Here is a 20,011-nt window from a genome sequence, read left to right on the forward strand (position 1 = left end):
GCGAATTGTATGAGTTTTTTACAAATACGTAACGTTTCTCACTGCTTTTTTGCAAAAGAGAATGCCAAACTTATTCTCGAAGATATGAGCTTACAAGTGGAAGAAGGCGAATTTATTTCTATACTCGGCCCAAGTGGTTGCGGTAAAACAACGCTCCTCTCAATCATTGCTGGACTACTTGATCCAATTGACGGTATCGTCTTTTTAGATGGTGAACCGATTACAACGAAAACTTCATCTATGGGATATATGTTGCAGCAAGATTACTTATTCCCGTGGAAAACTATTGAAGAAAATATTATGCTTGGACTTCATATTCGGAAGATTTATGATGAACAGATGAAAAAACATACTTTAAATCTTTTAAAACAAGTCGGTCTACATGGGGTAGAAGGACAATATCCTCGTGAGTTATCCGGCGGTATGCGTCAACGTGCCGCTCTCGTTCGAACGTTAGCGACTAATCCGAAAATTTTATTACTAGATGAACCATTCTCCGCACTCGATTATCAAACGAAGTTAAAACTAGAAGAACTCGTTTTCAATTTACTAAATAAATATAAGAAAACATCATTACTTGTTACTCACGATATTGAAGAAGCGATTGCGATGAGTGATCGTATTTATTTACTGCAAGCGAATCCTGGAAAAATCGCGAAAACCTTTATCGTCCCGGAAAGTATTCGTTCTTTATCACCATTAGAAGCACGCCATCACTACGATTTCCCAGTCCTCTTTCAAGATATATGGAAGGAGCTGGAACGACTTGGATAATATAAAACAACTACATGAACAATTTCGAAAGAAAGAACGCAGGCGTGCTTGGATTGCTCGCTCACTACAGCTTTTACTACTTATTCTTTTCTTTGCACTATGGGAAATAGCTAGCAAAAAAGAATGGATCGATCCTTTACTCTTTAGCTCTCCTTCGAGTATTTGGGATCTCTTCTTAACGAAATGGATCGACGGTTCACTTTGGGTCCACATATGGACGACATTGCTGGAAACAGGATTAGGCTTCATTCTTGGAACGGTACTCGGTGCTATTATTGCCACGTTTCTTTGGTGGATGCCACTTCTAGCCCGCGTACTTGATCCTTACCTCGTCGTCCTAAATGCAATGCCAAAAGTTGCACTCGGTCCAATCATCATCGTTATTTTCGGTCCAAACATTTCATCTTCTATCGCAATGGGAGTAATCATTTCCATCATCATTACCATTCTCGTTATTTACAGTGCATTTCAAGAAGTCGATTCTAACTATATAAAAGTAATGAACACATTTGGCGCAAATAAATGGCAATGTTATAAGCAAGTCGTCCTCCCTGCATCCTTTCCAGCAATTATCTCAACGTTAAAAGTAAATGTTGGTTTATCCTGGGTCGGTGTTATTTTCGGTGAACTTCTCGTTTCCAAACAAGGACTTGGCTACTTAATTAGCTACGGATTCCAAGTCTTTAACTTCACACTCGTTTTACTTAGCGTACTACTCACATGTGTTCTCGCAACTCTTATGTATGTATTTGTCGAGGCATTTGAAAAAATTCTAATTGGAACAAGAAAAAGAAGCTGACTCAAAACAGTGCGCTATAGTCAGCTTCTTTCTTTTACCTTTTATCACACATTTTCGTTTCATTTGTAATGTTTCCATCCGCAACCGTAACTGTATGAAAACAGTCTTTCACACGTACTGTAACGACATTATCTTTTCGATCTATCACATGATAATCATTAAACTTTTCATTCAAAGCACTACGAATTTGCTCCCCTTCAAAAATCGGAAAACCGTGAGACATTACCCAAATGAGACCAGCAACAGCAAGAATCGTTTTCATACGTTTCATTACCTCCTCGAGAGTAAACTTATAGTCCCTACAACACGCGCATTATAATTGTGTCTAAATTGTGACATTTTTATACTAATTCTATTTTATACCGCCAGTTCCTTCTTCTTTTAAATAAAAATACAGAATTTTCAATTTTATCAACATAAGAAAAAACGCAAAGAATTTTTAATTCTTTGCGTTTTGCTTTAACGAAACTATATCGAACACATAACTCACATTAATCTCCACTTTGTTGTTCTATCGTTTTCGAAACATCATCTAATCCTGACAGCACTTCCGCTCTCATTTTTACAAGCTCAGGAAACTGATAGAAGAAAGCAATCTTCTTATATTTTAACTCTGTACCTTCTTTCACCTTTTTTGAATCTTGTAAAATGAACGCTGTAAATGTATCTGCGATATCTTCCGTTACATTTGTTGTTCCATACAGCGATACAAAATCATCATGCTTTTCTTTATAAAATTCAACTTGTGCCTCTTCACTTTCTTCTACTTTCTTTTCTGTCCACTCTTGCTCAATTGGTTTCCAAAATTCATTATAAAATTGGTTAATATACGAACTTTTTCTCACACATCCATTTTTCACGAACAGCGTTTTACATTTGTTTCGATATGATGAAATGTCTTTCTCTTCATCAAACGCCTCTAAATACTTTCTATCCACTGGTACTTGTTTATTTCCAATCGTTAATACGTGAGCCGTTTCATGAATTAATGTTTTCATCACTTCATCTATATTCACCCCAGAATCAAGCACGTCTAAACTAAGCACCCAATCTCTCGGGTCATCCATACTTGGCATGACATGAGCAACAACGCCGTCATAACCATCCGTTATTAGATCAAACCCTGTTATATTCTCACGATATTTCACTGGAATGAGAGTGCGATACATGTCCCATAAAGTTTCATGATACTCTCTATCTTGCCGCTGGCTTAACAAATCATCTTTTGCTTCTTCGTCATCTGCAAAAGCTTTATTCAATCTTTTACGATCTAATTTCTCAAAATAAGGATCTACAATTTCATCATCATCGATATAATAAGAAGCTAAAAAAAAGTAATTATCATCCTCTTCTTTTTTCTGTTCCGCCTCTTTCATATTCATACTTTCATACTCTTCTATGTCATAATCCTCTACTTTTTCAAGTTCTGAAAGTCCCTCTATCTTTTTATATACTTTTTGTAATGTTTTATCTCCTATTTGCGTGCACTCTTCTTCTGTTTTACAAATTTCTTTTTCTTTCGTAACCTCGAGAGCACTATCGCATCCTGCAACTAAACTGCTTGCTATAATACAACATACTAACTTGCCATATAGTTCCTTCATACAATCCCCCATTACTCCATTCTACAAAATATCATAATCATTTTTTTGCGAATATGCGATAATTAATTATAAAAACTGCAAGGAGGCTTCTCATGATTCGTGCAATCTTATTCGACTTAGATGGAACACTATTAGATCGGCGCCAATCTTTAGAACAATTTATTTGTGAGCAATATAATCGCTTCTCCTCACATTTGATGAGTATAGAGAAATCAAAGTATTGTTCTAGATTTCTCGAACTCGATAACAATGGCTATACGTGGAAAGATAAAGTATATGCTACTCTCCTTTCCGAATATAACATTACTACTTTAACGCACGAGCAACTGCTGCACGACTACATTACAAACTTCCAACATCATTGTATTCCTTTCAAAAACACGCATGAACTACTTCAACAGTTAAAACAGCGAGACATTAAAATTGGTATTATTACAAACGGTTTTACTGATTTTCAGATGAGCAACCTTCGAGCACTACATATACATACGTATGCAAACACCATTCTCGTTTCAGAAGCTGAAGGAATTAAAAAACCTCATCCTGAAATTTTCGAACGTGCTTTGCAAAGACTAGATGTTAAGGCAGAAGAATGTCTTTATGTTGGAGATCATCCAGAAAACGATGTGCTTGGTTCTGAACAAGTAGGGATTCTTGGTGTTTGGAAAAAAGATTCGTTTTGGGGTGATTTTAAGCATTCACGTATCGTAGATGATTTGTTGGAGGTGCTTTCGTTTTTAGAAGTGGAGATTAATCAGCCCTCACCAATCGGGCTTTTACGGACAAATAACGGGATAAAAACACAATAATAGTAATTAAATTATATCAATGATTTTCACAACATATCGATTTACTGAAAAAAAATAAAAATAATAATAGGAGGTGTTGTTCAAAAACGCCTTCTATTATTATTCATACACTGTAAACTGTGGTTTACTCGGATGATCTTTTACTAGCGCATCATCTGGAAACTTTGAAACTTTTTGATATAAGGCAATGTCACCGATACAACCTGCTGTTAGTAGAATTCCTAAAAATGAGAGTAGCTCCAGATTCATAACTAATCCCAATACAATTGGCAAAATTCCAGTTGGTAAAAATGGAAGCATTAACACTTTCTTCATTTGCTTTACTGTAACCGCCTGTTTAGAATGAGCATATGCAACACCTAATTTCCAATTAACGCCCCATTTTAGTTCACTCCACGGAACACCTCCGATATAGCGAAAGCCAATTAAATGTATCGCTTCATGAATACAAACGAGAACAATCATTGCGATAATAAAAAGAAACATCGTTAATAATGTAACTTCAACTTGAACCCCACCTGAAAGAAATATATGTAAATAACCAATTCCAAACGCCAAAGCAATTATTATAAAAAATAAAGAAAAGTTTAATTTAACCATCGAAACAGTAACAGTCGTTTCTTTTCTTTTATCCATCTTCCCCCTCCTAAAATGTAAATATATCTTTACAAAATTGTATAATATACCCAAAATAATGTAAAGATATATTTACATTTATTCTTACATACAAAAAAAGAAACCGGCTACTTTACTTCGTAAAACAGCCGATTTCTTCTATATGTTTCATCGTACGCGCTAATACGTCATCGCGCATTATAAAGCTAAATTTTCTATTCGTTTTAATGTTGTCAGGAATGTCTTTTAATAAAACAGACCCTTTCGTTTCTTCGTAATGCGTATGTTCTTCTACCGCACTAATTGTTGCAAAATAAATGTTTTTAATGATTATTTTGTCTTTTCCAGATACTTTGTATTGTCCTAAGTAAGTTAAATCAGAAACTATGCCGCCGGTTTCTTCATGAACCTCTCGAACTGCCGCTTCTTCCGGTGTTTCCCCTAGTTCTACTTTACCACCTGGAAATTCAAGACCGCGACGTAAATGATGCGTTAATAACCATTGATCCCCGTACCGGCATACAACCCAAACATGCTTTGGCTCAGGAGAAAATGGATAACGTTCAAACGATAATTGTACAGTGTTGTGGTAATAATCTTTAAATTTGTACATGCCATTACTCCCCTATTGATGGTTACAAGTTTTTCCTACCACAAATTGTAGCATATTCTCGCTTTTCTGCATAATATTATCCAATTACAATCCATTGATTATTCCCATTTGCGCGACTAATCCTTTCGTCTCATGATTTCCTAAATCGTAAATCATTCTATATGCTTTTTGTAGTTGTTCATCATATCGGTCATTATTTGAATCGTGATGATACTCAACAAATGGAACGTGGGAGCGTACAAATGAACCTAAATCTTCTACATATGCTTGATCGAAGTGCTCTCTTAATTCCGTAATTTCCTCATCATTTGCATAAATTTCAAAATTATACGTATCCGCCGTCTTCACTTGTGAAATTTGACCATTTCCTATTGATATATAATATGTTTTTTTCGTTTCCATGTAACACCCTTCTTTCATCCTTTTATTTTCTATTGTTTTCATCAATTACAAAATTATGTAAAATAAAGAAAAGGAGGGGTTTTATGTTCAAAATATTAATTATCGGTATTATCATCGTCCTAATCATCCTCGTACTCTCCATCATGACAATTAATAAAGGCTATGCTTATAAACATTCCGTCGATAAACTAGAAGATAATCCTTATACAAAAAAGAATAAGGAAAATTCCTAATATGCTTCGTATACTCCGCATCACAATCGCACTCACTGTGTTCGTTATGTTGGCAATTGGATTATATACAGGTCAAAATAATTTTCTACCTCTTTCACAATTTCTATTAGGGGCTTTAATGTTTCTCATCGCATTTGAACAAATAAAGAAAAAGGAGGCAGCAACTGGACTTATTTGTATTATTTCCGGTGCTTTCATTTGGATTGTTCTCATCATTAGCTATATAAAATAAAAGGAGGTACATGCATGCTAAAAGGAGTACGGATTACTTTATCACTTATTGCTTTATGTATAGCAATCTATAGTTTCTTTTCTAGTAATAGAGAAATTATGCCTTATATGTTCATCTTTTTAGGGATGATGGCTTTCGTTATTAGTATAGAGGAAATCTTAAAACAGCAAAAAGGTGGTAGTATACTTGCTCTGTTAGCAGGAGCTGGTGCTTTATTTCTTGGCTTCTCAGAAATATTTCGATAAATAGTCTCTTTAAAGGAGGTATACAATGCTAACTGGATTACGCTATTTTTTCATGCTTCTCACACTCTCTCTTTGCACTTATTCTCTTGCTACCGACAACTTCACACTTCTCCCATACATGCAATTTGCTCTCAGTTGTTTCTTTATTCTTCTAGGAATTAATGAACTGAAATCCGGAAGAAAATCAATGGGTATCTCGCATTTTTTCGTTTCTAGTCTTATGCTCTTCATTGTAATATCGAACTACTTTCACTAAAGATAACATGTAATTTCCAATCACCTACTGACCATTACCTCTCACTAATTTGGATTTTTTAAACAGTTAATAAATTGGAGGATACTATGCTAACAAACCTTCGAATCTTACTATCTGCTATTGCTTTTATTCTTGCTTTTTTTAGTCTTTTTACACGAATTTCTATTCTTTTCTCTTATGTATTTATCCTTTTAAGCATCACATTTATTCTTTCGGGAGTTGCTGAAATACAACAAAAGCAAAAATCGAAAGCTATCTTTTGTTTTATAGTTGGGATAATCACTTTCTTCGTTGAGATTTCTGACATACTTCCATAAAAAAGAAGAGCTTGTGTGCTCTTCTTTAACTCACTACTTTCAATCCAATAATCGTCCCCATAATCCCAACAATACAAATAATCCGAAAAGCGTTTTTAGGTTCTTGAAAAAATAAAATACCGACAACTGCTGCCCCGAGCGTTCCGATTCCAGTCCAAACTGCATATGCGATCGATAACTGAATTTCTTGAAGCGCCATCGTTAAAAATTGAAAACTAATAATAAAACCACCTATTAAAATAATATTATTCGTCCAACTATTATTTTTTGCTACTTTCTTTATCCCAATTACACCGACAATTTCAAAGAGCCCAGCTATAATTAAATAGATCCATGCCACTTTATTTCACCTCTTCCTTATTCCCACTAAATTTCAATCCGATAATAAATAGTGCCAATAAGCAAACGAGGAAAATTTTGATGAGCGAAAATGGTTCTTTGAAATATAAAATATCTACCAATATCGTTCCAACTGTACCAATCCCAGTAAATACTGCATATGCCGTACCAATTAGAATTTTTTTAGTTGCTTCAATTAGTAGTTGAAAGCTCACTAAAATTGCAATGAGTGTCAAAATACTCATTGAATTTGTTTTTAATCCTGTCGCCCAATATATTTCAATTAAGCCCCCAAATACTAAATACATCCACGCCCTATTTATGCTAATCTCCTTTTTCTTTTTCACTTCTTCTTTTATCTCTTCTCTTGTTTCTTGTTTCGAAGAATTACGCTTCTTTTTCGGAAAAAGAATGTAAGACATCGCCCATATAAAATGAATAATAAGCACTGATGTCCAGACACTTGTAATCGTATTAATCGTTTCATTTTTATAAAATCCAATTTGTTTATTTAAAATCCACTCTTTCATACGAAGGAAATAGGAACCGCTTGGCAACTCTTGAGCTGGTACAAGCCCTACTATAAAAATAAATAGAAGCTGTGCAAAAATGAAAATCCCCAGATGCTTATAAAAATATTGCCTCTCCATCCGCGCATGCTTAATTCCATATAGCTTCTCTTTTCCCGCGCCAGTCATTTACCCTCCTCCTTTTTTAAATAACAATCTATCATCTTTTCTATATAATTCATCGTTTCTAAATCAAGTCCGTATACTCTTGCAATCTCTCCCTCTTCAGGTTTAATTAAATCCCAATACTTATTTATTAATTGTTCATCTTCATGAAATACGTGCAGTGAAAAAGCCACTACCCTTTCCGCTAACATTTGAATTTCCGGTGAATCTACTGGTTCATTTATACGCTGACGAATTTCTCTTAATACTTGTAACCATTCTTTTGTTCTTTCATCGTTTTCTTCAAGTGTTGGTAAATCCTCTATAACCTTCTGTTCTTCCTCCGTAAAATATTTTTGTCGGAAATTTTCTCTCTGCTCAATTCCCTGTACTGATTTTATGAATAACATTAAATCTTCTGTTTTAAGCTCTCCTGTTAATTCAATGGAATGAAATGCTGTATATAATAGTTTTTCTAAGTCCTTTAATCTTTTTACTTCCGCTTGTATTGTTTGAATTTCATTTTGAATTGCACTTTTCCATCTTTCTTCTGAATTCCCCTTTTCCTCTTTTAACACTTTTTTTATTTCCGAAAGCTTAAAACCAAGCTTTTTAAACGTTGTTATTTGTTGCAATGTAATTACATCATCTTTTGAATAGTAACGATATCCTGACTCAGCAACGTACGACGGTTTTAATAATCCAATTTCCTCATAATATCTAAGTGTTCTCGTCGTTACATTCGTTTCTTTTGAAATTTCACCAATGCTATACTTATCCATCGTTTCCTCCTCACGCCTTATTTATCTTCACTATAAACTTTGACGTATACGTTAAAGTCAATACTCCATTCACACAAAAAACTCCTGTTTTTCAAACAGGAGCTCTCATTAATATATTCACCTACTGCCTTTCATTTCTTAAAAATGCTCATAAGTGAAACTCATTGTTTTTCTATAAAACCTGTACTTTTCTCTTTTACAAATAAAAAAACTGCCCTTTAACAGGCAGTTTTTCTTTATCCAAACACTTTCTCAAGTTCATCTTTATCTTGGCTTAACCAGAAGTTCATTAAGCGTTGTGCTCCTTCTAAGTCGTGAAGCTTCGCTTGACCACATTGTGTTTCATTTGCAGCTGGAATTTCTGTAATTTGAACCGCATCTTTTAATGTTAGTTCTAATAAATCAATAATTTCTCGTACTGTCGGTGTTCCGCTTACTACAAGATAATATCCTGTTTGGCAGCCCATCGGTGAAATATCGATAATATCAAAGTGCGGATAACGATCAATATATTTACGTAAATTAAATGCTAATAAATGCTCTAACGTATGAATAACATCTGGTTTCATTGCTTGTTTATTCGGTTGGCAGAAACGAATATCAAATTTATTTACAATACCGTCACTACCTACATTGTGAACTCCGCAATGTCTTACATAAGGTGCCTTTACAATCGTATGATCTAATTCAAAGCTTTCTACTGATGGCATACAACATCTCTCCCGCTTTTAATTTAATTCCGTTATATCCAATATGATATAACGGAAATGCACATTAGTAAAGTATTATGTACAGTCGTGCTATAATACTTTAAGAATATGCTGAAAAGGAGACCGTTATGAAACAGATTTTTATTGGGATTATACGCTTTTATCAAAAGTTCATTTCTCCGATGACACCACCAACATGCCGTTTTTATCCGACTTGTTCTCATTACGGATTAGAGGCGTTCCAAAAACATGGTGCATTCAAAGGCTTTTGGCTTACTTGTAAGCGTATATTAAAATGTCACCCTTTTCACCCAGGAGGATTTGATCCTGTCCCAGATAAAAAGGATGACAAAGTAAATTCTTAATTGTCGTAACCATTTACAACTAAATCTAATTTTCCTGTATCAGGATCGATAACAAGGCCATGAACAGGTACTTCTTCCGGAAGTAATGGGTGGTTGCGAAGTACTGATACACTATGTTCTACACTTTCTTCCACACTAGAGAAACCGCGCAAGAATTGTTCTAAATCGATTCCAGAATAACGAAGCATATCTAATTTCTCTTCTGTTATACCGCGCTCTTTCATTTTCTCAATTGTACTGCTCGCTTGAATTTTTGCCATACCACAATCATGGTGACCAACTACACATACTTCATCAGCGCCAAGTTCGTATACAGCGACTAAAATACTACGCATAATACTTCCAAACGGATGTGAAATAACAGCACCTGCTACTTTAATAATTTTCACATCGCCGTTACGCATGTTCATCGCTTTCGGCAATAGTTCAACAAGTCTTGTATCCATACAAGAAATAATTACCATCTTTTTGTTTGGAAATTTCCCCGCTACAAACTCTTCATACTTTTTCTCTTCAACAAATTTCTCATTGTACTGCAAAATCTCTTCTAATGACTTCATAGTAAAGGACCCTCTTTTCTCTCGTTTACACTACATAAATAGTGTACCAAAATATGAAAAACTCAAAAAGGATATCGCTTTATATTAAAAATAAGATGTTTTCAGATAATCGACATAATTCTTTCAAAATATACACACAGCTTTGTAACAAGTCTCACATACTTTAAACGTATTTTCACTATAAACTGATTGTAGATAATGTAAAAAAGGAGTGAATATTTATTATGTCCGACGTTCTGTTACTGAGTCGTTTTCAATTTGCAATTACTATTTTTTATCACTTTTTATTTGTACCTTTGACAATCGGACTTGTTATTTTGGTAGCATGTATGGAGACTCAATACGCCCGCACATTGAATCCAACATACCGCAAAATGGCAAATTTCTGGGGTAAATTATTTACAATTAACTTCGTAATGGGGATTATAACCGGGATTACGATGGAATTCCAATTTGGAACAAACTGGTCTGAGTACTCCAAATATATGGGAGATATTTTCGGATCACCTCTCGCAATCGAAGCACTTGTTGCCTTCTTCTTAGAATCTACTTTCATGGGAATATGGTTATTCGGTAAAGACAAAATTTCACCAAAGTTTCGTGCCTTCTGTATGTGGATGGTTGCACTTGGAACAAATATTTCCGCCCTTTGGATTATTACAGCAAATGGTTTTATGCAAAACCCTGTTGGCTATGTAGTACGTAACGGTCGCGCTGAATTAAATGATTTCTGGGCACTCGTTACGAATCCATACGCTTGGAATATGTTCTTTCATACTGTAGTTGGTTGTTATATCGTAGGTTCTTTCTTCGTTATGGCAATTAGTGCCTATCACTTATTACGTAAAAATGAAGTAGAATTCTTCAAAAAATCATTTAAGTTTGGTTTAATGTTAGGCTTATTCGCCGCAACAATTACACCGTTTATGGGACATCAATCTGGTGTATCAGCAGCTAAATATCAACCCGCAAAAGGAGCTGCGATGGAAGCAGTTTGGGAAACTGGAAAAGGACAAGGCTTCTCAATTGTTCAAATTCCTGATGTGAAAAATGAAAAGAACTTGGAATTCCTTACGATTCCAAAACTCGGAAGCTTCTTCTATACAAACTCATTTGATGGCGAAATTGTCGGTTTAAAAGATATTCCGAAAGATGAACGTCCAAATGTTAACCTCGTGTATTATAGCTTCCGCTTAATGGTTGCACTTGGTATGTTCTTTATGGCATTAACTTGGTACGGCTTCTATTTAAACCGAAAAGGAAAACTAGAAAACTCAAAACGCTATTTAAAAATTACAATATGGTCTGTCTTACTTCCTTATATTGCGATTAATGCAGGATGGATTGTCGCTGAAGTAGGTCGTCAACCATGGACAGTATATAAACTAATGCGTACAGCGGAATCTGTATCGCCTATATCAGTTCCACAAATTTGGTTCTCATTAATTAGTTTAATTTTGTTCTACACTTTACTTTTAATCGCAGACGTATACTTAATGCTGAAGTTCGCGAAAAAAGGACCTGCAGCATTAGAAGAACCTGCTACTGAGGGAGGTGTAGCCCATGTCTCATGATATGCTTGCAATCATCTGGTTCGGTTTATGGGGCGTGATTTGGACAGTTTACTTCATTCTTGACGGGTATGCACTTGGTAACGGAATGATTTTTCCCTTCGTTACGAAAGACCGACAAGAACGAAATCAATTACAAGAAGCAATTGGCCCGTTCTGGGGCGGTAATGAAGTATGGTTGATTACAGCTGGTGGCGCAACATTTGCTGCCTTCCCAGTCACATATGCTAATATGTTTAGCTATTTATATACACCGTTATTCTTAGTATTACTTGCACTGTTTGCTCGTGCCGCTGGACTAGAATTCATGCATAAAGATGATTCACCAATTTGGCAAAAAACTTGTAAATGGGCATTTGCAATTGGGAGTTTTTTAATTGCTTTCCTATTCGGTGTTACGTTCGCTAATCTTTATTACGGACTACAAATCGGAAAAAATGGTTATGAAGGAAATTTACTTAGCTTATTAAACCATTACGGTATTTTAGGAGGATTGTTCTTCACTGCTATATTTGTCGTATCCGGTGCCCTTTGGGTCATGATTAAAACGACTGGTGAAGTATCTGATCGTGCTTATAAAATCGCAAGACCGTTTTCAATGGCAGCTGCTATCATTTTAGCTATCTTCTATGTAGCAACTGCTAATCGGACAAACTTATTCCAAAACTTTACGGAATATCCGGTACTATTCATTCTTCCAGTACTTGCAATGTTAATGAGTGTACTCGCACTTATTATGGTGTACAAACATAAAATTGGCCTTGCATTCACATTCATTTGCCTAACAATCGCAATGTTTATGACAACTGGCTTTGCAGGTATGTTCCCAAGAATGTTACCATCTCGTATTAACGATGCATACAGTACAACGTTATACAACGCAGCTGGTAGTCAATTAAACTTAAAAATTATGTTCTTCGTTGCAATGGTCATGGTACCAATCGTTATTGGATATCAGCTTTGGAGCTACAGTATTTTTAAAAATAAAATTCATAAAGACTCTGCTAAAGGGTATCACTAAGGTAAAAAAAGACACTTCATTTGAAGTGTCTTTTTTATACGTATGATTTTCGATAAGATGTTATATTTCTAATCTAACAACTATACTACAGAAGAATCATTAACAGCTCACAGCTAGATTGTAGCACAGGACAAGTTCATCATTTTATGCAACTTTGCATATCACACTATAAAGTAAACTGTATTCCCTGATCATTCGCATCATTATCCCATACATCAGCTGTACTAATCCCGCTAAATGTTTGTACTTTCATTCCTGTATTTGATGATCCCGATCCATTATAAGCCTTCGTCTTTTCAATCGGCTGTACGTTATATTTGTCACCTACATTAATTGTTCCATTGCAATTTTCAATAATAACACCTTCCACAACTGCCGGCATTTTGTCACCCACTTTCATTTCTTTACTTTTATTTTATGAAAATCGCCTAGAAAAATAGCATGTTTTAATAAGAAAAAGCACTCAATTTGAGTGCTTTTTCTTTAAGCATAAAGACAAGTTTGGAGACAGTTGACTTCTTCAAAATTTTATTAGGGGTAATATTTTGAAAAAGAAAGCCTTTCATATGTAGATTAACACCACTGGAATATATAGTAAATTGATAATGTTTATACGGAAGATTGCTAATGTTTAGTATAGATAGTTTACACTATGCTAACAGTGAAAACTATCTATACTAATAAAAAAAGGTGCCTTCAAAAAAGACAACTTTCAAAAACAGACACTATAAAACAGAATTATTTATTGTTATATGATTGTTAGATACAAAAAGTAGAGGGAAATGTTTGTATTAAATTCTGCTTTATAAAGTCTGTCTACAACTTATATTGTAATCCTCTGCCTTTGAAAAAAAATATAATATGCACAATTGCATACAAAAAGAAAAAGCACTCTACTGAGTGCCTTTTCAACCATTTTACTTTTAATATATCGCTTTGAATATATTGTAACATACGTATCTATATATTTTATTGAGAAAATTCAAAATCCTTTTTCTTTCATTTTCAATTATAAAATCATGTAATATAAAAGGTATGTCAAATTCTTATACAAGTTGAGGTGTACTATATTTATGATGTATTTTGGAATTATTCCTCTTATACTGTTTATTATTTTTCTTATCTCGTATTTAAAAGATCCGCGAAAAATAATAAACGGCTTTTTATTTAATGCCTTTATCTGTTCATTTCTATTATTTTGCGCTATAGCCTCATTTGAGTCTGGTAATAACGATTTACATTTTATCGTTATCATCCCCATGTTAGCACTACTTGTAATGATACCTTTTGCTATAGTCGCTTTAATGTTCGGACTTTTTCTTAATGCAAAAATTTTAATGCAACGTGAAGGAAGGCGTTTCACAAACTCTTTAACTTTAATTGCTGCTTTAGGGATTTTATTCTTTATAATGCTCCCTATCATAAACCCAGCAAGTTTAGTTTCATCGCATTTAGAGCCTATTTTTGCAGCTATTTCTCTTATAAGCTTCTATTTCTTTATACACTTATCTAACTTCTTAAGCGCATATTTTTTATACCAATTCAACAGACCAAGACGTAATCAAGATTTCATTATCGTTCTTGGTAGCGGCTTAATTAATGATAAAGTACCACCATTACTTGCAAGCCGCATTAATAAAGCTATCGACTTCTATTGGAAACAAGCCGCTGTGAATACACCACCAACAATTATTTTCTCTGGTGGTCAAGGTCCAGATGAAGGCCTTCCAGAAGCAGAAGCAATGCAAAATTATGCTGTTGAAAAAGGAATTCCGCTTGAACATACAGTACAAGAAAATCGCTCTGTAAACACATATCAAAATATGTTGTTCTCTAAAGAAATTATGGATTCTTTAAAACCTGAAGGTAAATATAAAAGTATTTTTACAACGAATAATTTCCACCTTTTCCGCGCTGGTATATACGCTAGACAAGCTGGTCTTAATAGCCAAGGAATCGGGTCAAAAACTGCATTTTATTACTGGCCTAACGCAATGATTCGTGAATATGTTGCAATTGTCGTAATGGGACGTAAGCGTCATATGAAAATATGTGGAACTATTTTAGGTTTCGCTTTATTCATATCAGTACTTAGTTTTATATTTTCTTAATAGTATCCCATCCTTTGAAAGGATGGGATTTCTTATACTCATTTCAAAAATATTTTAAAGATAATATGGTGATAATATTCCCTGCATACATCCATTAAAGGAGAATTTTTTCAAATTAAATGTTAAAATGAAATTTAGGTGTGAATAACGTAACAAATAAGAAACTAGTTTGAAACGAGGAAATTATATGGAGAAAATTATCAAAAACAAGCCCAATAAGCTAAAAATTGCTTCAAAAGCTTTGATGATTATTATTGGGGCATTTATCACAGCGTACGGATTAGAAGCGGTATTAATTCCAAATAACGTATCAGACGGTGGTGTAACTGGTTTAAGTATCGTTAGTTCAAGATTATTTGGATTGCCATTAGGAGCTCTAATCGCAGTTATTAACATTCCTTTCGTTTGGTTAGGGTATAAGCAAATCGGTAAAAGCTTTGCGATTTATTCTATTATCGGAATTGCTTCATTAGCAGTAGGTACCGTTGTCATGCACGGAATACCAGCTATTATTGAAGGTGATACATTATTAGTTACAGTTGTTGGTGGTATTATCATCGGTTTTGGTATGGGACTAGCATTACGTAACGGTGGGGCATTAGATGGAATCGATATGCTTGCTGTATTGCTTTCTCGTAAGTTACCATTTGGAACGAGTGACCTTATTTTATTCTTAAACATGTTCGTATTTATTTTCGTATCAACGGTATTCGGCCTTCAAGGAGCTATCCTTTCGGCAATTGCTTACTTTATCGCTTCGAAAGTGATTCATATCGTTGAAGTTGGTTTAAGTGGTTCAAAAGCATTTAAAATCATTACAAAAGAGCCTGAATTAATGGTAGAAACAATTCGCGATCGTTTAGGCCGAAGTGCAACATATAACGAAGTATACGGTGGTTATTCAAGAGAGAAGTTCAAAGAAATTTCTTGTGTAATTAACCGTTTAGAAGAAAGTAAAATGAAAGAACTTATTAATGAAATCGATCCACACGCTTTTATTACAGTTTATGATGTAGCAGAAGTAAAAGGCGGTAATTTCAAGAAACGTGATATTCATTAATCGTTATATAAAAGAGGGTATGCCAAAATTTTGGCACACCCTCTTTTTATTATTAAGTTGCTATCGTTGTCAGTTTTTGTCGGTAAGTCGATATATTTCAATAATCGCTGATATATTTTTACTCTCCCCCCTTATGCCTAAATCGCACTAATAATAAGGAATTAATTCCCATAACAAGAAAAAAGACCAAAAAGCAACTCACACTTTTCGGTCTCTACACTATCTTCTCTTCGTAATCTTTCCTGAACCACCGACCCTCGTTTTCGGAGGAGATGTATTCCTTGGCGGGGTTTTAATAGATGATTTTGGCTTCACATCTGATCCGCTTGAACCACCTGGATTTTTCGTTATTTTCCCTTTGCTTCCAGTAGGAGGCGGAGGCGTACTACTTCCTTTTTTAGTAATACTTCCTGTATCTCCTACGGAAGGTTTCGAATCTACATGATCGCCTCGCTTAATGATAGACCCTTTTCCTTCCTTCGTAATTGGAGGAGGGGTTTTCTTTTCTTCTTTCGTAGGCGGTCTCTCTGGAATAACCGGTTTATGATTTTGTCTGTCATTATACCCGCGGTAATCACCGTACGATGATTTTCGTGAACCAAATATATCATTTAATATACTTCCCATAATATACCCTTGCAAGAAGGACGGTTGGTAATTTTGACGGACAAATTCTTTATTACTTATTTCAATTAACGTATCAGATGGTTTCTCTTTATCCTTTTGCAGGTTATAAATCTTATCAGAATAAACGAGGAACATTTGATTTTCGTCTTCTTTAGATGCTTGCTTCGGTTCTCTTTCGTTAATGAGTTCCTTCGCTACTTCAGGAACCGACCGATTGGCGGCCCTATACACGTAAGATTCTTGTTTACCTTCCTTGGCAACAGATTCAAGTGGATAACGGTCTTGAATCGACTTTGTCTGCCCGCCTTGACAACCTGATAAGGCATAACCAGCAACAACAAGTAATATAACGATAGCAAGTATAGGGATCACAAACGATTTAATCATGGTAAACAATCGGTTTGACATGATTACGCCCCCTTACGTTGCTCTTATAATTTGTACATCAGCAGGAATGATTGCTTCTCCCTCATACATCATTGTGCGACCATTTTGCCATTCAATACGCAATAATTTTCGATTATCTGATTGGAATTCCCATATATACTGTTCTTCTGAAGCTGAGAATGGAGTTTTTCCCATCACAACAACACGTCCGTTATATTGTTCTTCCATATGGTACTCGGTATCATCCATTTCAATTGTCGTCGGAATTTCATCAATTGAATCTAAGCGACCATCAATTGGAGTATATAATTTGTAATACGTATTTTCACGGTCTTCAATTTTTAAATAACGAATATCTTTCCCGTCTTGCAGTGTCAAAACAATTTCTTTACGAGAATGCATACTCGTTTTCCCAATTAATTCATACATAACTAATGAAACTTCAATCATATCGCCAGGAGCTAACGTTAAAAGACTCTTTTCCGGCTTCGGTGGCTCTGGGCTTTTCATTATATTTTTAATTCGTTTAAATAAACTCATGATCTACCCCTCCTTTTCTCTTTATAAACACGCACCTAAAATTAGTGCACCAACAATATGTAATGATCCGGCTAGCATCGCATGTGCAACGCTACCTTCTTTCGTACCCTCTTCTAAATCAAGACCAGACATTTTCTTTAATACGAATTCGATAAACATTTCTACCACTAATAAAATAACGAAAGAAACTGCTGATGCAAGAAGTGCTTGCCATAAATCATTTGCTTTCGTTATCGATTGGGATAAAATGTACCCTTGTGCAAATAATTTCATAATAAAACGAGTTGTTACAGCTGTATTTCCATTTTTGATTTCTTTTAAATCATTGTATTTTGTAAAAATTGAATCAACCCACATAATTGCAAATAAAAGTACTGCACTCGCTCCAGTCCATACAAGCATGGCTAACACATTTGTCCATGTCATTGCAAAACCTCCTCTAAAAAATAATAGAAAACCGACATGAATTTGTTTAGACATGTCGGTTCATTTGTCTCTATTCTATATTATTTCTCATACTGCTTCATAATACGAGCTAATTCATCGTCAACAGCAGAATTTTTATTTAAGCTTGCGAATTCATCATCTAATGATTTTTCTTTTTTGTACACTTCACCGCTTGCTTCTGCTTCAGCCTCTAATTGAAGAGCTTTCTCTTCCATACGGCTTAAACCAGCTTTTGCTGAGTTTGAATCAAATCCAGACATCGCCTGATTAATATTCTTTTGTGCTTTCGCCGCATTTACACGTGCTACAAGTGTCTCACGTTTATTTTTCAGTTCATTTAATTGCTTACGCATTTCTTCTAGCTTCAGGCGCAGATTATCAGCAGCAGCTTTGTTTTGCTCATAGCTTGCTTTATACTCATTCATCTTTTGCTCTGCATTTTGTTTTTCTTCTAGTGCACGGCGCGCAAGATCTAAGTTACTAGCTTGAACAGCCATATGAGCTTGTTCTTCACGTTTTTTCACAAGTGCTTCTTGCTCTTCAAATAAGATTTTGAATTTCTTCTCAAGCGCAATTTGAGCTGCTACACTTTTCTCAGCTTCTTGTACATCAGCTTGCATATCGCGTAAATATTGATCCGTCATCTTAACTGGATCTTCCGCTTTTTCAATTAATGAATACACATTCGACATTGTTAAATCTCGTAATCGTTTAAATACAGACATCTAAATTCCTCCTATGATATACCTCATATTTTAAATTCACTACTTGGAAAAATAAAAATCTTCCTTAACAGTAAAGAATAGTAATTTTTACAGCTATGTGTTTATTATAACAAAATGAAGATGTACTTACATGTTATTTCCAAAATACATCCATTATAATATGACATTCTAGATGCAATATTGTATTTCTAATATATTCTCATTATCTCCCTTTAAAATTAACTTACTTTTTTGCAATTTCACTAAATTACATAAGTGTAATATTACTGTAAGCTAACTCGATACTTACGTTTCCATATTTCTTATACACTAATACCAGAAGCAACAAACAAGCTTCTCATCATTTCAAAACTAATACAAAAATTGTATTTACTATAAAACATTAAAAAGGAGAAATCATCATGAAAAAATTAGTAGGAATCGGATTAGCAGCAGCAATTTCATTCGGAGCATTATCAGGTTGTTCTTTATTAGGAGAAAAAGCAAACGGATTTGTACTGTACGGAACAGAAGATCAAGTAACACAAATTGCAGATAAAAATAAAAAAGAAGTGAAAGAAAAAGACTTCTATAAAATGAAAATGACAACATTAGACGGTAAAAAAGTTCTTGTCATGGATAAGAAAACTGGTGAAGAACTTGTGAAGAAAGAGTTACTTAGCAAAGTGGATGCAAAAGACGACACGAAGCCACTTGATAAATTACCAGCTGTAACAACAGAACAAGGTGTATTATTCGCAAAAGAAAAAGTAGAAAATGCTACACTTGATGGGGCAAAATTAAAATACGAAGGCAATACAATTATCGGTAGTGGCCGTGCATATGCCGACATGTTCGCGGTTGTTGATGATGCAACATACGGAAATGTAAAAGGTGAAGAAAAATCTGTAGGTGTATTAAAATTTGATAAAGACCCAAGTAAAGAATTCCCTGGAAAGAATGGTGTAGAATCATCACAGCTTGTAAAAATTAAGAAGTAATAAAAAAGCTTTGCGAAATTCGCAAAGCTTTTTTCTATTTATTATGAGCAATTTGCTCCATATCCGGACTACAAGTTTGCGACTGACATGACTTATTTAAAGAACATGCCGCGCATTTTCCTTTTTTACTTCTCTTTACAAAATGAACTAACGTGTATGCTGCATAACAAAAAATGATAGCTCCAATTATAATATTGACCATCATCACAATAC

29 protein-coding genes are annotated in these 20,011 nt (G+C 34.6%); 13 read left to right on the plus strand and 16 right to left on the minus strand.

Translation table 11 applies throughout. The features are described 5' to 3' along the window. Positions 1 to 9: 9 nt before the first annotated feature. Both MR143_RS21970 and MR143_RS21975 read left to right on the plus strand, forming a co-directional pair. The gene (locus MR143_RS21970) at positions 10 to 774 is read left to right on the plus strand and encodes an ABC transporter ATP-binding protein (protein ID WP_000009032.1); all 765 of its coding nucleotides are present in this window, start codon (positions 10 to 12) and stop codon (positions 772 to 774) included. Next, positions 767 to 1,573, plus strand: a complete 807-nt coding sequence (locus tag MR143_RS21975; protein ID WP_000368769.1) for an ABC transporter permease — start codon at positions 767 to 769, stop codon at positions 1,571 to 1,573. Before MR143_RS21970 ends, MR143_RS21975 begins: the two co-directional genes overlap by 8 nt. A 34-nt stretch (positions 1,574 to 1,607) precedes the next feature. Here MR143_RS21975 and MR143_RS21980 read toward each other — a convergent pair whose 3' ends face one another. Both MR143_RS21980 and MR143_RS21985 read right to left on the minus strand, forming a co-directional pair. Beyond that, positions 1,608 to 1,835 (minus strand): hypothetical protein, encoded by a 228-nt coding sequence (locus tag MR143_RS21980; protein ID WP_000849112.1) that lies wholly within the window; start codon positions 1,833 to 1,835, stop codon positions 1,608 to 1,610. A 229-nt stretch (positions 1,836 to 2,064) separates the two neighbouring features. Beyond that, positions 2,065 to 3,177: a regulator of G-protein signaling domain-containing protein gene (locus tag MR143_RS21985; RefSeq protein WP_000661681.1), complete on the minus strand. Its 1,113-nt coding sequence runs from the start codon at positions 3,175 to 3,177 to the stop codon at positions 2,065 to 2,067. 92 nt (positions 3,178 to 3,269) lie between these two features. On the opposite strand from MR143_RS21985, the gene MR143_RS21990 reads away from it, so the two are divergent. Next, positions 3,270 to 3,986: an HAD family hydrolase gene (locus MR143_RS21990; protein WP_000617261.1), complete on the plus strand. Its 717-nt coding sequence runs from the start codon at positions 3,270 to 3,272 to the stop codon at positions 3,984 to 3,986. Positions 3,987 to 4,085: 99 nt separating this feature from the next. Here the strand turns inward: MR143_RS21990 and MR143_RS21995 are convergent, their stop codons facing one another. The 3 genes from MR143_RS21995 to MR143_RS22005 all read right to left on the minus strand — a co-directional run bounded on the left by MR143_RS21995 (position 4,086) and on the right by MR143_RS22005 (position 5,616). Beyond that, positions 4,086 to 4,622, minus strand: coding sequence for a DUF3267 domain-containing protein (locus MR143_RS21995; RefSeq protein WP_000361279.1), 537 nt, complete (start codon positions 4,620 to 4,622; stop codon positions 4,086 to 4,088). A gap of 112 nt (positions 4,623 to 4,734) precedes the next feature. Further along, on the minus strand, positions 4,735 to 5,214 hold the full coding sequence (mutTA, locus tag MR143_RS22000) for an antimutator 8-oxo-(dGTP/GTP)ase (RefSeq protein ID WP_000276385.1): 480 nt from the start codon (positions 5,212 to 5,214) through the stop codon (positions 4,735 to 4,737). An 84-nt stretch (positions 5,215 to 5,298) separates the two neighbouring features. Beyond that, positions 5,299 to 5,616, minus strand: coding sequence for a hydrolase (locus tag MR143_RS22005; RefSeq protein ID WP_242280963.1), 318 nt, complete (start codon positions 5,614 to 5,616; stop codon positions 5,299 to 5,301). A gap of 83 nt (positions 5,617 to 5,699) precedes the next feature. On the opposite strand from MR143_RS22005, the gene ytzI reads away from it, so the two are divergent. The 4 genes from ytzI to MR143_RS22025 all read left to right on the plus strand — a co-directional run bounded on the left by ytzI (position 5,700) and on the right by MR143_RS22025 (position 6,899). Further along, positions 5,700 to 5,849, plus strand: coding sequence for a YtzI protein (ytzI, locus tag MR143_RS22010; protein ID WP_000472791.1), 150 nt, complete (start codon positions 5,700 to 5,702; stop codon positions 5,847 to 5,849). Position 5,850: 1 nt separating this feature from the next. Next, complete coding sequence (locus MR143_RS22015) at positions 5,851 to 6,081, plus strand: DUF3953 domain-containing protein (protein WP_000944461.1); 231 nt, start codon at positions 5,851 to 5,853, stop codon at positions 6,079 to 6,081. 14 nt (positions 6,082 to 6,095) lie between these two features. Beyond that, complete coding sequence (locus MR143_RS22020; protein WP_000912055.1) at positions 6,096 to 6,326, plus strand: DUF3953 domain-containing protein; 231 nt, start codon at positions 6,096 to 6,098, stop codon at positions 6,324 to 6,326. 342 nt (positions 6,327 to 6,668) lie between these two features. Beyond that, positions 6,669 to 6,899, plus strand: coding sequence for a DUF3953 domain-containing protein (locus MR143_RS22025; RefSeq protein ID WP_000957184.1), 231 nt, complete (start codon positions 6,669 to 6,671; stop codon positions 6,897 to 6,899). A gap of 25 nt (positions 6,900 to 6,924) precedes the next feature. On the opposite strand, the gene MR143_RS22030 is transcribed toward MR143_RS22025, so the two are convergent. The 4 genes from MR143_RS22030 to luxS all read right to left on the minus strand — a co-directional run bounded on the left by MR143_RS22030 (position 6,925) and on the right by luxS (position 9,404). After that, positions 6,925 to 7,239 carry a DMT family transporter gene (locus MR143_RS22030; RefSeq protein ID WP_000312334.1) on the minus strand — a complete coding sequence of 105 codons (315 nt, stop codon included), beginning with the start codon at positions 7,237 to 7,239 and terminating at the stop codon, positions 6,925 to 6,927. A 1-nt stretch (position 7,240) separates the two neighbouring features. Then, the gene (locus MR143_RS22035) at positions 7,241 to 7,936 is read right to left on the minus strand and encodes a DMT family transporter (protein ID WP_000145223.1); all 696 of its coding nucleotides are present in this window, start codon (positions 7,934 to 7,936) and stop codon (positions 7,241 to 7,243) included. Further along, on the minus strand, positions 7,933 to 8,694 hold the full coding sequence (locus tag MR143_RS22040) for a MerR family transcriptional regulator (protein ID WP_000362241.1): 762 nt from the start codon (positions 8,692 to 8,694) through the stop codon (positions 7,933 to 7,935). The genes MR143_RS22035 and MR143_RS22040 overlap by 4 nt, the downstream gene beginning before the upstream one ends. A 236-nt stretch (positions 8,695 to 8,930) precedes the next feature. Continuing rightward, complete coding sequence (luxS, locus tag MR143_RS22045) at positions 8,931 to 9,404, minus strand: S-ribosylhomocysteine lyase LuxS (RefSeq protein WP_001141371.1); 474 nt, start codon at positions 9,402 to 9,404, stop codon at positions 8,931 to 8,933. 128 nt (positions 9,405 to 9,532) lie between these two features. On the opposite strand from luxS, the gene yidD reads away from it, so the two are divergent. Continuing rightward, positions 9,533 to 9,769, plus strand: coding sequence for a membrane protein insertion efficiency factor YidD (gene yidD, locus MR143_RS22050; RefSeq protein ID WP_000809330.1), 237 nt, complete (start codon positions 9,533 to 9,535; stop codon positions 9,767 to 9,769). Here the strand turns inward: yidD and MR143_RS22055 are convergent. Then, entirely contained in the window at positions 9,766 to 10,329 is a 564-nt protein-coding gene (locus tag MR143_RS22055) for a beta-class carbonic anhydrase (RefSeq protein ID WP_000838159.1), read from the minus strand. The two genes, yidD and MR143_RS22055, sit on opposite strands and share 4 nt — an antisense overlap. Before the next feature lie 224 nt (positions 10,330 to 10,553). Between MR143_RS22055 and cydA the strand changes: the two genes are divergently transcribed. Then, entirely contained in the window at positions 10,554 to 11,903 is a 1,350-nt protein-coding gene (cydA, locus tag MR143_RS22060) for a cytochrome ubiquinol oxidase subunit I (protein WP_001286196.1), read from the plus strand. Further along, a complete protein-coding gene (cydB, locus tag MR143_RS22065; protein WP_000017660.1) occupies positions 11,893 to 12,921 on the plus strand; it encodes a cytochrome d ubiquinol oxidase subunit II in 1,029 nt (342 codons plus the stop codon). Before cydA ends, cydB begins: the two co-directional genes overlap by 11 nt. A gap of 166 nt (positions 12,922 to 13,087) precedes the next feature. Here cydB and MR143_RS22070 read toward each other — a convergent pair whose 3' ends face one another. Then, complete coding sequence (locus tag MR143_RS22070) at positions 13,088 to 13,321, minus strand: spore germination protein (RefSeq protein WP_002001299.1); 234 nt, start codon at positions 13,319 to 13,321, stop codon at positions 13,088 to 13,090. 676 nt (positions 13,322 to 13,997) lie between these two features. Between MR143_RS22070 and MR143_RS22075 the strand changes: the two genes are divergently transcribed. Both MR143_RS22075 and MR143_RS22080 read left to right on the plus strand, forming a co-directional pair. Continuing rightward, positions 13,998 to 15,032 (plus strand): YdcF family protein, encoded by a 1,035-nt coding sequence (locus MR143_RS22075; RefSeq protein WP_033690171.1) that lies wholly within the window; start codon positions 13,998 to 14,000, stop codon positions 15,030 to 15,032. 187 nt (positions 15,033 to 15,219) lie between these two features. Beyond that, the gene (locus MR143_RS22080) at positions 15,220 to 16,092 is read left to right on the plus strand and encodes a YitT family protein (protein ID WP_000411244.1); all 873 of its coding nucleotides are present in this window, start codon (positions 15,220 to 15,222) and stop codon (positions 16,090 to 16,092) included. A gap of 219 nt (positions 16,093 to 16,311) precedes the next feature. Here the strand turns inward: MR143_RS22080 and MR143_RS22085 are convergent, their stop codons facing one another. From MR143_RS22085 to MR143_RS22100, 4 genes are all read right to left on the minus strand, one after another. After that, on the minus strand, positions 16,312 to 17,127 hold the full coding sequence (locus MR143_RS22085) for a DUF4247 domain-containing protein (protein WP_000071188.1): 816 nt from the start codon (positions 17,125 to 17,127) through the stop codon (positions 16,312 to 16,314). Positions 17,128 to 17,139: 12 nt separating this feature from the next. Beyond that, the gene (locus MR143_RS22090; protein WP_000051745.1) at positions 17,140 to 17,646 is read right to left on the minus strand and encodes a DUF4178 domain-containing protein; all 507 of its coding nucleotides are present in this window, start codon (positions 17,644 to 17,646) and stop codon (positions 17,140 to 17,142) included. 21 nt (positions 17,647 to 17,667) lie between these two features. Next, entirely contained in the window at positions 17,668 to 18,072 is a 405-nt protein-coding gene (locus tag MR143_RS22095; protein ID WP_000220321.1) for a DUF350 domain-containing protein, read from the minus strand. Between the two features lie 80 nt (positions 18,073 to 18,152). After that, the gene (locus tag MR143_RS22100; RefSeq protein ID WP_000110286.1) at positions 18,153 to 18,818 is read right to left on the minus strand and encodes a PspA/IM30 family protein; all 666 of its coding nucleotides are present in this window, start codon (positions 18,816 to 18,818) and stop codon (positions 18,153 to 18,155) included. Between the two features lie 401 nt (positions 18,819 to 19,219). Between MR143_RS22100 and MR143_RS22105 the strand changes: the two genes are divergently transcribed. Next, on the plus strand, positions 19,220 to 19,798 hold the full coding sequence (locus tag MR143_RS22105) for a lipoprotein BA_5634 family protein (protein ID WP_000737480.1): 579 nt from the start codon (positions 19,220 to 19,222) through the stop codon (positions 19,796 to 19,798). Between the two features lie 34 nt (positions 19,799 to 19,832). Here the strand turns inward: MR143_RS22105 and MR143_RS22110 are convergent, their stop codons facing one another. Continuing rightward, positions 19,833 to 20,003: a FeoB-associated Cys-rich membrane protein gene (locus tag MR143_RS22110; protein ID WP_000989579.1), complete on the minus strand. Its 171-nt coding sequence runs from the start codon at positions 20,001 to 20,003 to the stop codon at positions 19,833 to 19,835. Positions 20,004 to 20,011 lie beyond the last annotated feature (8 nt).

The organism is Bacillus cereus group sp. BfR-BA-01347, from assembly GCF_022663835.1.
Taxonomy (GTDB): Bacteria; Bacillota; Bacilli; order Bacillales; family Bacillaceae_G; genus Bacillus_A; species Bacillus_A thuringiensis_K.

Coding starts and splice junctions, on each gene's coding strand:
- MR143_RS21970 (WP_000009032.1), top strand. CDS start 10: ATGAGTTTTTTACAAATACGTAACGTTTCTCACTGCTTTTTTGCAAAA.
- MR143_RS21980 (WP_000849112.1), bottom strand. CDS start 1,835: ATGAAAACGATTCTTGCTGTTGCTGGTCTCATTTGGGTAATGTCTCAC.
- MR143_RS21985 (WP_000661681.1), bottom strand. CDS start 3,177: ATGAAGGAACTATATGGCAAGTTAGTATGTTGTATTATAGCAAGCAGT.
- MR143_RS21990 (WP_000617261.1), top strand. CDS start 3,270: ATGATTCGTGCAATCTTATTCGACTTAGATGGAACACTATTAGATCGG.
- MR143_RS21995 (WP_000361279.1), bottom strand. CDS start 4,622: ATGGATAAAAGAAAAGAAACGACTGTTACTGTTTCGATGGTTAAATTA.
- mutTA (WP_000276385.1), bottom strand. CDS start 5,214: ATGTACAAATTTAAAGATTATTACCACAACACTGTACAATTATCGTTT.
- MR143_RS22005 (WP_242280963.1), bottom strand. CDS start 5,616: ATGGAAACGAAAAAAACATATTATATATCAATAGGAAATGGTCAAATT.
- ytzI (WP_000472791.1), top strand. CDS start 5,700: ATGTTCAAAATATTAATTATCGGTATTATCATCGTCCTAATCATCCTC.
- MR143_RS22015 (WP_000944461.1), top strand. CDS start 5,851: ATGCTTCGTATACTCCGCATCACAATCGCACTCACTGTGTTCGTTATG.
- MR143_RS22020 (WP_000912055.1), top strand. CDS start 6,096: ATGCTAAAAGGAGTACGGATTACTTTATCACTTATTGCTTTATGTATA.
- MR143_RS22025 (WP_000957184.1), top strand. CDS start 6,669: ATGCTAACAAACCTTCGAATCTTACTATCTGCTATTGCTTTTATTCTT.
- MR143_RS22035 (WP_000145223.1), bottom strand. CDS start 7,936: ATGACTGGCGCGGGAAAAGAGAAGCTATATGGAATTAAGCATGCGCGG.
- MR143_RS22040 (WP_000362241.1), bottom strand. CDS start 8,694: ATGGATAAGTATAGCATTGGTGAAATTTCAAAAGAAACGAATGTAACG.
- luxS (WP_001141371.1), bottom strand. CDS start 9,404: ATGCCATCAGTAGAAAGCTTTGAATTAGATCATACGATTGTAAAGGCA.
- yidD (WP_000809330.1), top strand. CDS start 9,533: ATGAAACAGATTTTTATTGGGATTATACGCTTTTATCAAAAGTTCATT.
- MR143_RS22055 (WP_000838159.1), bottom strand. CDS start 10,329: ATGAAGTCATTAGAAGAGATTTTGCAGTACAATGAGAAATTTGTTGAA.
- cydA (WP_001286196.1), top strand. CDS start 10,554: ATGTCCGACGTTCTGTTACTGAGTCGTTTTCAATTTGCAATTACTATT.
- cydB (WP_000017660.1), top strand. CDS start 11,893: ATGTCTCATGATATGCTTGCAATCATCTGGTTCGGTTTATGGGGCGTG.
- MR143_RS22070 (WP_002001299.1), bottom strand. CDS start 13,321: ATGAAAGTGGGTGACAAAATGCCGGCAGTTGTGGAAGGTGTTATTATT.
- MR143_RS22075 (WP_033690171.1), top strand. CDS start 13,998: ATGTATTTTGGAATTATTCCTCTTATACTGTTTATTATTTTTCTTATC.
- MR143_RS22080 (WP_000411244.1), top strand. CDS start 15,220: ATGGAGAAAATTATCAAAAACAAGCCCAATAAGCTAAAAATTGCTTCA.
- MR143_RS22085 (WP_000071188.1), bottom strand. CDS start 17,127: ATGTCAAACCGATTGTTTACCATGATTAAATCGTTTGTGATCCCTATA.
- MR143_RS22090 (WP_000051745.1), bottom strand. CDS start 17,646: ATGAGTTTATTTAAACGAATTAAAAATATAATGAAAAGCCCAGAGCCA.
- MR143_RS22095 (WP_000220321.1), bottom strand. CDS start 18,072: ATGACATGGACAAATGTGTTAGCCATGCTTGTATGGACTGGAGCGAGT.
- MR143_RS22100 (WP_000110286.1), bottom strand. CDS start 18,818: ATGTCTGTATTTAAACGATTACGAGATTTAACAATGTCGAATGTGTAT.
- MR143_RS22105 (WP_000737480.1), top strand. CDS start 19,220: ATGAAAAAATTAGTAGGAATCGGATTAGCAGCAGCAATTTCATTCGGA.
- MR143_RS22110 (WP_000989579.1), bottom strand. CDS start 20,003: ATGATGGTCAATATTATAATTGGAGCTATCATTTTTTGTTATGCAGCA.